Origin of the sequence: Stenotrophomonas sp. 57 (assembly GCF_030291075.1) — a bacterium.
Taxonomy (GTDB): domain Bacteria; phylum Pseudomonadota; class Gammaproteobacteria; order Xanthomonadales; family Xanthomonadaceae; genus Stenotrophomonas.
In genome coordinates, this window is the sequence record NZ_CP127407.1 from 2,834,590 (window position 1) to 2,847,812 (window position 13,223).

The 13,223-nt window shown below is 66.8% G+C and carries 9 protein-coding genes; 5 read left to right on the forward strand and 4 right to left on the reverse strand.

Features of this window, described 5'->3' with window-relative positions:
• The first annotated feature begins 403 nt into the window (after positions 1–403).
• The 5 genes from QP512_RS13140 (at position 404) to lpdA (ending at position 8,484) form a co-directional block, all read left to right on the forward strand.
• Complete coding sequence (locus QP512_RS13140) at positions 404–1,819, forward strand: cupin domain-containing protein (protein ID WP_286069035.1); 1,416 nt, start codon at positions 404–406, stop codon at positions 1,817–1,819.
• 8 nt (positions 1,820–1,827) lie between these two features.
• Positions 1,828–2,724, forward strand: coding sequence for a GNAT family N-acetyltransferase (locus QP512_RS13145; protein WP_286069036.1), 897 nt, complete (start codon positions 1,828–1,830; stop codon positions 2,722–2,724).
• Between the two features lie 185 nt (positions 2,725–2,909).
• Positions 2,910–5,741 (forward strand): 2-oxoglutarate dehydrogenase E1 component, encoded by a 2,832-nt coding sequence (locus QP512_RS13150; RefSeq protein WP_286069037.1) that lies wholly within the window; start codon positions 2,910–2,912, stop codon positions 5,739–5,741.
• 40 nt (positions 5,742–5,781) lie between these two features.
• Positions 5,782–6,984 carry a dihydrolipoyllysine-residue succinyltransferase gene (gene sucB, locus QP512_RS13155; protein WP_286069038.1) on the forward strand — a complete coding sequence of 401 codons (1,203 nt, stop codon included), beginning with the start codon at positions 5,782–5,784 and terminating at the stop codon, positions 6,982–6,984.
• Between the two features lie 63 nt (positions 6,985–7,047).
• Positions 7,048–8,484, forward strand: a complete 1,437-nt coding sequence (lpdA, locus tag QP512_RS13160; RefSeq protein WP_010486837.1) for a dihydrolipoyl dehydrogenase — start codon at positions 7,048–7,050, stop codon at positions 8,482–8,484.
• A gap of 149 nt (positions 8,485–8,633) precedes the next feature.
• On the opposite strand, the gene QP512_RS13165 is transcribed toward lpdA, so the two are convergent.
• The 4 genes from QP512_RS13165 to QP512_RS13180 all read right to left on the reverse strand — a co-directional run bounded on the left by QP512_RS13165 (position 8,634) and on the right by QP512_RS13180 (position 13,109).
• Positions 8,634–8,891 (reverse strand): hypothetical protein, encoded by a 258-nt coding sequence (locus QP512_RS13165; protein ID WP_286069040.1) that lies wholly within the window; start codon positions 8,889–8,891, stop codon positions 8,634–8,636.
• Entirely contained in the window at positions 8,888–9,100 is a 213-nt protein-coding gene (locus QP512_RS13170; RefSeq protein WP_010486834.1) for a hypothetical protein, read from the reverse strand. The genes QP512_RS13165 and QP512_RS13170 overlap by 4 nt, the downstream gene beginning before the upstream one ends.
• A 173-nt stretch (positions 9,101–9,273) precedes the next feature.
• A complete protein-coding gene (locus tag QP512_RS13175; protein WP_286069042.1) occupies positions 9,274–10,866 on the reverse strand; it encodes an alkaline phosphatase D family protein in 1,593 nt (530 codons plus the stop codon).
• On the reverse strand, positions 10,866–13,109 hold the full coding sequence (locus QP512_RS13180; protein WP_286069044.1) for a TonB-dependent receptor: 2,244 nt from the start codon (positions 13,107–13,109) through the stop codon (positions 10,866–10,868). Before QP512_RS13180 ends, QP512_RS13175 begins: the two co-directional genes overlap by 1 nt.
• Between the last annotated feature and the right edge of the window lie 114 nt (positions 13,110–13,223).

A 13,223-nucleotide genomic window follows, 5' to 3' on the forward strand; every position in this document is an offset into this window, starting at 1 on the left:
GGGCAACAGCAAGCCGAGCGTGGGCTCGCCTCTACAAGGGCGTGAGCAAGCGCAGCGCGCGACCCGCTGTTGCCTTTGATTTTCTTCTTCCATTCCGTGGCGGGCCGCGCAGGAAACTGTCAGGGGCCGGGCGGGTGGGCTGCGCGGGGTGTCCGCCGCATGGATGCGGCGGCCAAGCTTACAGGGACGTACTTGCAGCGTCCCCCGCGCAGCCCACCCGCCCGGCCAAACCCGGCTTTTGCTTTCAGCGACCCACCCAGCCCCCGCCACGAGCGGCTCCGCCGTTGGCCGGACACCCCGCGACAAACCACCGCACGTGCGCAATCCCAACGAACGTCGGACAATGGCCCCCTTGGCGGCCCGCCGCGCCGCCCTTCCCGCTTTCCGCTGCAAGGATTCCCCCATGGCCGCCCGCAAGTCCTCCGCTCCGCTCATTGAAGTCACCGCCCGCCCCGGCCAGCCGCTGGGCATGGCGCCGGCCACCTTCCTGCGCGACTTCTGGCAGAAACGCCCGCTGCTGATCCGCAACGCCTTCCCCGATTTCCACACCCCTGTGCAGCCGGAAGACCTTGCAGGCCTGGCCTGCGAGGAAGGCGTGCTGGCGCGCCTGATCGAACACGACAAGGCCCAGGACAGCTGGCGCGTGCGCAGCGGCCCGTTCCAGGAAGACATCTTCCCCGCCCTGCCCGACCGCGACTGGACCCTGCTGGTGCAGGACGTGGACAAGTGGGACAAGGACGTGCGCGCACTGATCGAACACTTCAGCTTCCTGCCGCGCTGGCGCATGGATGACGTGATGATCAGCTTCGCCGCCACCGGTGGCTCGGTCGGCGCCCATGTCGACCAGTACGACGTGTTCCTGCTGCAGGCCCATGGCCACCGCCGCTGGCAGATCGATGCCAGCGAATCGATCAAGGGCAAGCAGCCGCCGCTGGGCTTCCGCCCGGACGTGGAACTGAAGCTGCTGAAAGTGTTCAAGCCGACCCATGACTGGGTGCTGGCGCCGGGCGACATGCTGTACCTGCCGCCGAACGTGCCCCACCACGGTGTCGCCGAAGATCCGTGCCTGACCTTCTCGTTCGGCATGCGCGCGCCGGCCTCGGCCGAGCTGATCAGCGACTACCTGGACACCCTGATCGCCGATGCCGACGAGAACATCCGCTACCAGGACGCCGACCTGAAGGTGCCGGCCGACCCGAACGAAATCGACACGGTGGCGATGGCGCGGGTGATCACCGCGCTCAATGCCATCCGCATGAACGACCCGGACAAGCTGGGCGACTGGTTCGGCCGCTTCATCACCACCTACCGCGCTGCCGGTGAAGTGATGGCGCATCAGGCCGCGCCGGCACAGGAAGAGGTGGTCGAAGCGCTGGCCTCGGGCCTGCTGCTGCAGCGCCACCCGTGGGCGCGCCTCGCGTGGCGCCGGGCCAAGCGTGGTGCCAGCCTGTATGTCAGCGGCCAGGACTTCGCGTTGCCGGTGAAGGACGCACAGCGCCTGGCCGGTGCCGAGCAGCTCGACGCCGCCGCCTACCGCGGCCTCTCCGACAAGGGCCGCGCGGTGGTCCAGCAGCTGCTGGTCGGTGGCGTGTTCCAGTTGATCGATCCGAACGAGGTGTATGACGCTGAAGACGAGGACGACGGCGAAGACGCCGTGGTGCTCGGCGAAGTGGTCGAAGGCCGTGACCGTGTCGACGCGATCGACGCCGATGCGGTGTCCGACGATGTCCACACCGTGACCGTGCACGACGACGGAATCGAGGTCATCGTCAACTTCGAAGACCACGACGAAGACGACAGCGACTACGGTCGCCCCTAAGCCTTGCCATGATCCGGGTCCAGCAGGTCAGCCACGCAGACGCCCACATCGCCATCCATGAGGTACGCCAGCGGGTGTTCGTGCAGGAACAGGGCATCGCCGCCGAACTGGAGCGTGATGCGCTGGACCCGGTCTGTGCCCACGTGCTGGCCCTGGACGCCGACGGCCAGCCGGTCGGCACCGGTCGGCTGGCCCCGGATGGCCGTATCGGCCGCATGGCGGTGCTGGCCAGCCATCGCAGCCGCGGCGTCGGTGAAGCCCTGCTGGAGGCGCTGGTCGAGGCCGGGCGCCGGCTCGGCCTGGCCGAGCTGCACCTGCACGCGCAGCTGCCGGCGCGTGATTTCTACGCACGCCAGGGCTTCCTGCCCGAGGGCGAGGCGTTCGAGGAGGCCGGCATCGGCCACCAGCAGATGCGCCGCCGGCTGGGCGCGGCCAGCGCCATCGACAGCCGCGCCGAGGCGGTGGCCATCACCACGGCCATCGTCCACCGCGCCCGCCGCCAGCTGTGGCTGCACAGCCGCCAGCTGGACCCGGGCCTGCTGGACGCGGCGCCGGTACAGGCCGCCCTGCGCCGCTTCGTCACCGCCCGCCACGACAAGCAGCTGCGGGTGATCGTGCACGATGCAGCGGCGATCGCCTCTGCGGGCGCGCCGCTGCTGGCCTTGGCCCAGCGCCTGCCCAGTGTGATCCAGTTCCGCGAGGTCAGCGACCCGGTCGACCGTGCGCTGGCCTCGGCCTGCCTGCTCAATGATGCAGGCGACTTCTACTTTCGTCTGATCGGTCATCGCCTTGACGGCGAGGCCGGCATCGCGCTGCCTGCACGTTCGCAGCCGTTCGAGCAGCAATTGCAGCGCGTCTGGGACCGTTCGCGCGATTGCAGCGAACTGCGCGCGCTCGGTATCTGAGCGGGCACCGCCACTCAACCTGTCTGGAAGCGGCACCGGGGGACCCGGGATGCCCGTGGTGGTGCCCCTTCGTGTCCGGATGGGGGTACAATTTGGCTGTTTGAACGCGCCCGCGCAGGGCTATTCATCTTCCTGCCGGGTCCTTCTGAAGCCATACCCCACAAAGCGAATCAACACCCTCCATCGTGGACAATCAACTGAAGCAGTTTGCGCAATCTTCGCAACTCGCCGGCGGCAACGCCTCCTATGTCGAGGACCTGTACGAGCAGTACCTGGTCTCCCCGGACAGTGTCGATACCAAATGGAAGACCTACTTCGACGGCTTCAAGGGCCGCGAAGCAGGCGACATTCCGCACTCGGCCGTCATCTCCCACATTGCGGACGCGGCCAAGGAAGCGCTGAAGGCCGGCACCGGCAACGGTGCGGGCGACGAGCGTGAGCGCAATGTCGGTCGTCTGATCACCGCCTACCGCTCGCGCGGCCACCTGGACGCCCGCTTGGACCCGCTGGGCCTGGCCGCGCCGGTCAACACCCCGGACCTGGGGCTGCCGTTCCACAGCCTGTCCGATGCCGATCTCAACAGCGAGTTCAGCACCGGCGGCGTCGGCGGCCAGCCGCGCATGAAGCTGCGCGACCTGCTCGCACGCCTGAAGGCGACCTACACCGGCTCGATCGGTGCGGAGTTCATGCACATCTCCGAGGTCGAGCAGCGCCAGTGGATCTACAAGAAGCTGGAAGCGGCCGGTGGCAACTACCAGCTGGACGCTGACACCCAGCGCCGCACCTTGGAACGCCTGACTGCGGCTGAAGGCCTGGAGCGCTACCTGCACACCAAGTACGTCGGCCAGAAGCGCTTCTCGCTGGAAGGCGGCGACTCGCTGATCCCGATGATGGACACCATCATCCGCAGCGCCGGCAAGGATGGCGTCAAGGACGTGGTGATCGGCATGGCCCATCGCGGCCGCCTGAACGTGCTGGTCAACACCCTGGGCAAGAACCCGCGCAAGCTGTTCGACGAATTCGAAGGCAAGTTCGAGCACGACGAGCACGCTTCTGCCGGCGACGTGAAGTACCACATGGGCTTCTCTGCCGACGTCGCCACCGAAGGCGGCCCGGTGCACCTGGCGCTGGCCTTCAACCCGTCGCACCTGGAAATCGCCGACCCGGTCGTGGCGGGTTCCGTGCGTTCGCGCCAGGAGCGCCGCAAGGACACCGCGCGCAAGCAGGTCATGCCGATCCTGATCCACGGCGACGCGGCCTTCTCCGGCCAGGGCGTGGTCATGGAGCTGTTCCAGATGTCGCAGGCCCGCGGCTTCGCCGTCGGCGGCACCGTGCACATCGTGGTCAACAACCAGGTTGGCTTCACCACCTCCAACCCGCTGGATACGCGCTCCACGCGCTATGCCACCGACGTGGCGAAGATGATCGCCGCCCCGGTGCTGCACGTGAACGGCGATGATCCGGAAGCGGTGGTGTTCGCCGCGCAGCTGGCCTTCGAGTTCCGCCAGAAGTTCGCCAAGGACGTGGTCATCGACCTGATGTGCTACCGCCGTTGGGGCCACAACGAGGCCGACGAACCGGCGATCACCCAGCCGCTGATGTACCAGGTGATCCGCAAGCACCCGACCACCCGCGAGATGTACGCCGAGCAGCTGGAGAAGGCGGGCGTGATCGCCGCCGGCGCCGGCAAGGCGATGGTCGATGCCTACCGCGAGAAGCTGGATGCCGGTGAAGTGACCACCGAACTGGCCAAGGTCGAGAAGACCCCGCCGACCAGCCCGCTGTTCGTCGATTGGCCGAAGCTGCTGGAAGGCAAGCTGTCCGATCCGATCTCGACCAAGGTTGAGAAGAACAAGCTGGTCGAGCTGGCCAAGCTGATCAACACCATCCCCGAAGACGTGCAGCTGCACTCGCGCGTGGCCAAGGTCTACGACGACCGCCGCAGGATGGCCGCCGGCGAGATCCCGGGCGACTGGGGCTTTGCCGAGAACCTGGCCTACGCCACCCTGCTCGACGAAGGCAAGGCACTGCGCCTGGTCGGCCAGGACGTCGGCCGCGGTACGTTCACCCATCGCCATGCGATCCTGCACGACCAGAAGACCGACAACTACTACATGCCGCTGCGGCAGCTGGTGGATTCGCCGGAGAAGGCCACCGTCATCGATTCGCTGTTGAGCGAAGAAGCGGTGATGGCCTACGAGTACGGCTTCTCCACCACCGATCCGAACACGCTCTGCATCTGGGAAGGCCAGTTCGGCGACTTCGCCAACGGCGCCCAGGTCGTCATCGACCAGTTCATCGCCGCCGGTGAAGCCAAGTGGGGCCGCATCTCCGGCCTGACCCTGCTGCTGCCGCATGGCTATGAAGGGCAAGGCCCGGAACACAGCTCGGCGCGCCTGGAGCGCTTCCTGCAGCTGTGCGCGCTGGAGAACATGCTGGTTGTGGTGCCGTCGACTCCGGCACAGGCCTTCCACATGCTGCGCCGCCAGCAGCACCTGACCACCCGCAAGCCGCTGGTGGTGATGTCGCCCAAGTCGCTGCTGCGCCACAAGCTGGCCGTGTCGACCCTCGACGAACTGGCCAACGGCGAGTTCCAGCACCTGATCGGCGACGCCAACGCGGACGCCAAGAAGGTCAAGCGGGTGGTGCTGTGCTCGGGCAAGGTCTACTACGACCTGCTGGAAGACCAGACCAAGCGTGGCCAGGACGACGTGGCGATCATCCGCGTGGAGCAGCTGTATCCGTTCCCGCGTGCGCTGCTGGCTGCCGAACTGAAGAAGTACGGCAAGGCCACCGACGTGGTGTGGACGCAGGAAGAACCGCAGAACCAAGGTGCGTGGTACCAGATCCGCCACCACCTGCAGTTCTGCCTGGCCGATGGCCAGAACCTGCACTACGCCGGTCGCGCACGCTCGGCTTCGCCGGCTGCCGGTCACATGGCTGACCACGTCCGCGAACAGCAGCAGCTGGTCGCCGACGCACTGGTCAACCCGTTCAACGACACGTTCGCTGAATAATCCTCCCCCTATTTAGAAGACAAACCAGGAAGCTCCCGCAATGGCCACCGAAGTCAAAGCCCCGGTACTGCCCGAATCCGTCGCCGACGGCACCATCGCCACCTGGCACAAGAAGGTGGGGGACGCCGTCAAGCGCGACGAAAACCTGCTTGACCTGGAAACCGACAAGGTCGTCCTGGAAGTGCCGTCGCCGGTCGACGGCGTGCTGAAGGAAATCAAGTTCGCCGAAGGTTCGACCGTGACCTCCAGCCAGGTCGTGGCGATCATCGAAGAAGGCGCCGTGGCTGCTGCCCCGGCTCCGGCTGCTGAAGCCGCTCCGGCTGCCGCTGCTGCCCCGGCCGCTGCTGCTCCGGCCGCCGCTGCCGCCCCGGCCCCGGCTGCCAAGTCGGCCGCCGATGCCCTGCCGCCGGGTGCCCGTTTCGCCGCCATCACCGAAGGCGTGAACCCGGCCGACGTCGACGGCACCGGCCGTCGCGGCGCGGTCACCAAGGAAGACATCGTCAACTTCGCCCGCAACGGCGGCGCCGGCAAGGCCGGTGGTGCACGTCCGGAAGAACGCGTGCCGATGACCCGCATCCGCAAGCGCATCGCCGAGCGCCTGATGGAGTCGAAGAACTCCACCGCCATGCTGACCACCTTCAACGAAGTCGACCTGTCCAAGGTCTCGGCTGCGCGCAAGGAACTGCAGGACGAGTTCGTCAAGGCCCACGGCATCAAGCTGGGCTTCATGAGCTTCTTCGTGAAGGCCGCCGCCAACGCGCTGCAGCGCTTCCCGCTGGTCAACGCCTCGATCGACGGCGACGACATCATCTACCACGGCTACTCGGACATCTCGATCGCCGTGTCGACCGAGAAGGGCCTGGTCACGCCGGTCCTGCGCAACGTCGAGCGCATGTCGTTCGCCGACATCGAAAAGACCATCGCCGACTACGCCAAGAAGGCACGTGACGGCAAGCTGGGCCTGGACGAACTGCAGGGCGGCACCTTCACCGTGACCAACGGCGGCACCTTCGGTTCGCTGCTGTCGACCCCGATCATCAACCCGCCGCAGAGCGCCATCCTGGGCATGCACGCCATCAAGGAGCGTCCGATCGCCCAGAACGGCCAGGTCGTGATCGCGCCGATGATGTACCTGGCGCTGTCCTATGACCACCGCATCATCGACGGCAAGGATTCGGTGCAGTTCCTGGTGGACATCAAGAACCAGCTGGAAAACCCGGGCCGCATGCTGTTCGGCCTGTAAGACACCTCCCGCCCCTCCGCGCCTGCGCGGAGGGGTTCTGGTAATGCATCAAGGAATAATTCAATGGCTGAACAATTCGACGTCGTCGTCATCGGTGCCGGCCCGGCCGGTTACCACGCTGCCATCCGCGCGGCCCAGCTGGGCCTGAAGACCGCCTGCATCGACGCAGCGCTGGGCAAGGACGGCAAGCCGGCCCTCGGCGGCACCTGCCTGCGCGTGGGCTGCATCCCGTCCAAGGCGCTGCTGGATTCCTCGCGCCAGTTCTGGAACATGGGCCACATCTTTGGCGACCACGGCATCAGCTTCAAGGATGCCAAGATCGACGTCGAGGCGATGATTGGCCGCAAGGACAAGATCGTCAAGCAGTTCACCGGCGGCATCGGCATGCTGTTCAAGGCCAACAAGGTCGCCGCGTATTACGGCTTCGGCGAGCTGCAGCCGGGCAACGTGGTCAAGGTCACCCAGCATGACGGTTCCATCGTCGAGCTGAAGGGCACCAACGTCATCATCGCGGCCGGTTCGGATTCGATCGAACTGCCATTCGCCAAGTTCGACGGCGAGACCATCGTCGACAACGTCGGCGGCCTGGACTTCACCGAAGTGCCGAACCGCCTGGCCGTGATCGGCGCCGGCGTGATCGGCCTGGAACTGGGCAGCGTGTGGAAGCGCCTGGGCGCTGAAGTCACCATCCTGGAAGCACTGCCGGAGTTCCTGGCCGTGGCCGACGCCGAAGTGGCCAAGACCGCTGCCAAGGAATTCAAGAAGCAGGGCCTGGACATCCGCCTCGGTGCCAAGGTCTCCAAGACCGAGATCACCGGCAAGGGCAAGAAGAAGGAAGTCGTTGTCACCTACACCGACAGCGAAGGCGAGAAGACCCTGACCGTGGACAAGCTGCTGGTGGCCGTCGGCCGTCGCGCCGCCACCAAGGGCCTGCTGGCTGAAGGCACCGGTGTCAAGATCAACGAGCGCGGCCAGATCGAAGTCGACGCGCACTGCCACACCGGCGTCAACGGCGTCTGGGCGGTCGGCGACTGCGTGCGCGGCCCGATGCTGGCGCACAAGGGCTTCGAGGAAGGCATCGCGGTGGCTGAGCTGATCGCCGGCCTGCCGGGCCACGTCAACTTCGACACCATCCCGTGGGTCATCTACACCGAGCCGGAACTGGCGTGGGTCGGCAAGACCGAAGCGCAGCTGAAGGCCGAAGGCATTCCGTACAAGGCCGGCAGCTTCCCGTTCGCCGCCAACGGCCGTGCGGTGGCGATGATCGAGCCGGCAGGCTTCGTGAAGATCCTGGCCCATGCCGAAACCGATCGCATCCTCGGCATGCACCTGGTCGGCGCCAACGTCTCCGAGCTGGTGCACGAAGGCGTGCTGACCATGGAGTTCAGCGGCTCGGCCGATGACCTGGCCCGCATCTGCCACGCCCACCCGTCGCTGTCGGAAGTAATCCACGACGCGGCGATGGCGGTCAGCAAGCGCGCCATCCACAAGGCGAACTGACCTGCATCCGGGCGGGTGCCGACCGCTGGCCGGCCCTCCCCCTGCAAACAGAAAACCCCGCCTCGGCGGGGTTTTTTGTTGGCTGCGCGGTGTAGCGCCGAGCCCACGCTCGGCTGCCCTGCCAAAGCCCGCCGAGCATGGGCTCGGCGCTACACCTTTCCAGCCGGCCTCTTCGGCGGATCGTCGCAGACCCTGTGCTGCACCACCGTCTCGCCGACCTTCCATTGCTTCGTGACCCGGCAGCGCTCCTTGGCCTCGGGTGCCGTCGAAGCCTTCGCCCCCGCAGCATTCGCTTCATCGGCACCGGCTGCCTGCTGGCGCTCCAGCCACGCCGACGGTGGCCCGGGCGGTGTTGCCAGCACCGGGCCTGGCAACAGGACCAGACCCATCAGCAGCACAGCCCTCATGCGGCCACCGCCCGGCCACCCAGCAACCGCGCCGGCAGCATGAACAGCGCGCGCAGGAAGGCGAACAGCGCCGAAAAGGTGATGCCGACCAAGCGGAACGGCAGGCTCAGCAGCCAGACGAACGGCCAGGCGATCAGGGCGAGGATCGCCAGCGGCCAGCACAGCACGAACAGCAGGCACCACACACCGAGCGCGAACAGGGTCTTCATCACGGTCTCCTTGCGGCGGCACCCTGCCGCCTGCGGACACCTTGGCGCCCTGCCCCGGCGGCCGCAAACGGTTTGCGACGAAACCCGGCTGGGGGCGATGAAACCGGTCCACCGCCGTTGTAGAGCCGAGCCTACGCTCGGCTTTCCAGAAGCAGCCGAGCGTGGGCTCGGCTCTACAGGAGCTGCACTGCGCCCGGGCGGCCGTGGGACACCTGGAAGCGCGCTGCGGTACGCACCGGCGCATCGGCGCGCAGCACGCTGTCGGCGAAGCGCAGTTCGGTATCCACGGTCTGCCGGTTCAGCTGCAGCTTCCACCAACCACGACGGTCGCCGTCGAAGTAGCGGATATGCGGATTCTGTGGAATCGACGGGCCGTAGTACGGGCCATAGGGTGCATCGTCGCCGCCACTGCTGATTGCCGGCGCGATGAATTCGGTGGCCACGACCGGGGCACCGGCGGCATCGAAGTCCAGCTTCAGGTCGTTGACGAAGGTGGAATGCCAGTCACCACCGAGCACGATCGCATTGCCCTGCCCGCCCGCCTGCAGTGCCTGCAGCAGCCGCTTGCGTGCGGCGGGATAACCGTCCCAGGCGTCGTTCCAGAAGCGCTCACGCGGCGTGCCGCCGTCCAGCCGCAGCTGCGCCATCAGCAGCTGCTGCACCACCACGTTCCAGCGCAAGCCGCGTGCGGCCGCCATCGACTGCGCGAACCACGCTTCCTGGCCCGCGCCCAGCATGCTCATGCGTGGGTCCAGGGCCGCCTCGCAGCGCGGCGACTCGCCCACACCGCAGGGATTGGCCGGGCGGAACTGGCGGCAGTCCAGCAGGGTCAGCTGTGCCAGATCGCCATAGCGCAGGCGCCGATGCACGCGCAGCCCACCATTGCCCGCAGGCGTGCTGCGCATCGGCAGGTGTTCGTAGAACGCGCGGTAGGCCGCGGCGCGGCGAACGATGAAGTCCTCCGTCGAGACACCGGGCTTCTCCGGGTGGATGCCCGCGTAATCGTTCTGCACTTCGTGGTCATCCCAGATCACCGCGAACGCGTGTGCGGCGTGCGCGGCCTGCAGATCGGGATCGAGCTTGTACAGCGCATACTGGTCGCGATAGCGCTCCAGGCTGACGGTCTCGCCACTGAAGCGCTCGGCATCCAGCGTGCTGCCACGCGCGTTCTGCAGCGGACTGTATTCGTAGAGGTAGTCTCCGGCATGCAGCACCAGGTCGACATCACTCTGCGCGATGTCACGCAGCACCGGGTAGTAGCCGCTGTTCCACGCCTGACAGGTACACAGCGCCAGCCGCACCTGCTGCAGTTGCGTGTCCAGCAGCGGCGCGGTGCGGAAATGGCCGACCGCGCTTTCCTCATCGCCATCGCAGGCGAAGCGATAGTAGTAGTCACGGCCGGGGCGCAGGCCGTTGACTTCCACATGTACCGAATGCGCCAACTCGGGCACCGCCGCGGCAACGCCACGCTGCACCAGCCGGCGCATGCCGGGGTCTTCGGCCACGAACCAGCGCACCGGCACCGCCCGCGACGGCATGCCACCGCCATTGAGCGGGTCCGGCGCCAGCCGCGTCCACAATACGGCCCCCTGCGGATCCGGATCGCCCGCGGCGACGCCCAGGGTGAACGGATCACGTCCCAGCCGCGGGCGTGGGCCGGCCGTGGCCAGCCCCGGCATCGCCGCCAGTGCGATCGCCGCTCCCGTGCCCTGCCACGCCATGCGCAGCAGGCGACGACGGCTTTCCGGATCGACAGGCCCGCGCATCAGAAGTGCACGGTCGCGGTCGCCATCACCTGCCGCGGCGCGCCGACCTGCATGGTCGCCAGGCTGCGGGTCGGGTCGGCGGCATAGGTGCCGTTGGTGTTGATCGAGGACAGGTAGCGCTTGTCGGTCAGGTTGGTCAGGTTCAGCGCCACGGTCAGGTTCTGCGCCGGGCCGAGCGTGCCGAAGTCATAGGCCACCGAGGCGTTGACCAGCCAGTAGCTCGGCACCGACACGTCGTTGGTATAGGTCACGTAACGCTTGCCGACATGGTTGGCGGCCAGTCGCAGGTCCCACGGGCCCGGGGTCCACGCCAGGGTGCTGGCGAACATCCACTCCGGGGTGTCGACGGTCGTCTTGCCGCGGGTCGGCACCACGCCGTTGTTCACGTAGTCGTTGTCGTAGGTGCTGTCATTCCAGGACAGCGCGTTGGACCAGGTCAGATCCTGCATCGGCTTCAGCTGCAGGGTCGCCTCCGCACCGCGGCTGGTCACCGAACCGACGTTGGAGAACAGCGCCGGGCAACCGAGGATGCCCACGCACTGCGCGATGGCCAGCAGGCGGTTGTCGAACTTCACGTCGTACACCGCCACTGAGGCTTCATAGCCCTGGCCGTAGCCGCGCCAGCCCAGCTCGAGGGTGCGCGACTGTTCCGGCTTCAGCGTCTTGGCGCTGGCATCGAATGCGGCCTGCGGCACGTTGAACGGGCTGCCCACGCCCAGTGCATAGGCCGCGATGTTCTTGGCGAACGAACCGAAGATCTCGTTGCCTTCGTTGAGCTTGAAGTTGAAGCCAGCCTGCGGGAGGAAACCCTTCTTCGAGGTCAGGCTGCTGTTGTTGGCATAGCTGCCCAGCGGCGTGCGCACGCGGGTGCGGGTGTTGGGCGACTTTGCACCGATGTCGATGGTCAGGCGGTCATCGAACAGGCGGAAGCGGTCCTGCACATAGAACTGCCGGGTAATGGTGGTGTAGCGCTGGTGCCACACGCGCTGGTCGGGATTGCGCAGGAAGAAATCGTCGGTGATCGGGCCGTCGATGTAGTAGAAGTTGCGCTGCACACTGTGTCCGTTGTCTTCGTACCACAGCCCCGCTTCCAGTTCGTGGCCACCGACGTTCCAGGTGAACGCCGAGGTCACGCCCGTACGGTCGATCGCATACTCGGTGGTGCGGATCGAGATCGGGATCTCGCGGCTGGTGCCCGGGTTGGATGGATTGGACGGGCTGAACCAGTGGCCCTGGCCACGGTTGCTGTGGTTGTAGACGTTGACTTTCAGGCGCATCGACTCGTTCAGGCCGAAATCGCCAGCAATGCTGGACAGGTCGTCATTGCGCAGGCCGTGACCGGAGTAGTACGCGTCCCACGGGCTGTTCACGCCGCCGCTGAACGTGCCGCGTGCGGCGGCCACCGCGCGATCCCAGTCCGGCGCGTAGTTGTCCCAGTCCCAGCCGAGGCGATCGATCATCTCCAGCGACAGGTCCTGGTAGTCGGCCTCGACGCGGCGCGAGGCGTTGAACAGCGCGGTGATCCTGCTGTCCGCGCCGAAATTGTAGGTGGCCTTGCCGTTGAACTGCTTCAGCTCCTGCGAGCCCTTGCCCTTCCACTTGTCGCCTTCGGAGTACACGCCGGACAGGTAGGCAGCGAAGCCCTGGTGTTCACCGGTCTCGAGGCGCGCATAGCTGCGGCGCGCACTGTCGCTGCCGACGCTCTGTGCCAGCACCACGCCATACTCGGTGGACGGATCGATCGAATAGAACTGGAACACGCCGCCGAGGTTGCTGGTGGACGGCGTACCCAGCGCACCGATGCCGGTGGAGACTTCGGCACCGCCCAGGTTCTCGCTGATCACCGCGCGGCTGATGTGCAGCCCATTGCTGTTGCCGTAGGCCATGTTGCCCAGCGGAATGCCATCGAGCGTGTAGCCCAGGCGGTTCTGGTTGAAGCCACGCAGGCTGATGGTGGTGGACCATTCGTACGCGCCGGTGGCATCGGCCGATTCGAAATGCACGCCCGGCTTGGTCGCCAGCAGCTTCAGCGGGTTGGCGCCGGGCGGCAGCACCTTCATGTCCTCGGCGGTCACGCGCTGCACCTGCCGGGCTTCGCCGCGACCGATCACCGAGATCGAATCGAGCGTGGTGGCCGACTGGGCGTCAGTGCCGGGGGCGGTTTCAGCAGCGGCCAGCGAAGGGAGCGAAGCACAGACCAGCAAGGCCAGCAGAGTGCGGCGGAGCGGAGCGTGGGACGACATGGGGGCGGATTCCTTGGGCACGCTGGACGCCGAAGGGCGGCGTCGAAGGGCAGCAGCGGCGGAATCGTAGAAGCGTCGCGTTACATGTCATTTACACGCCACGTGCGGACATTT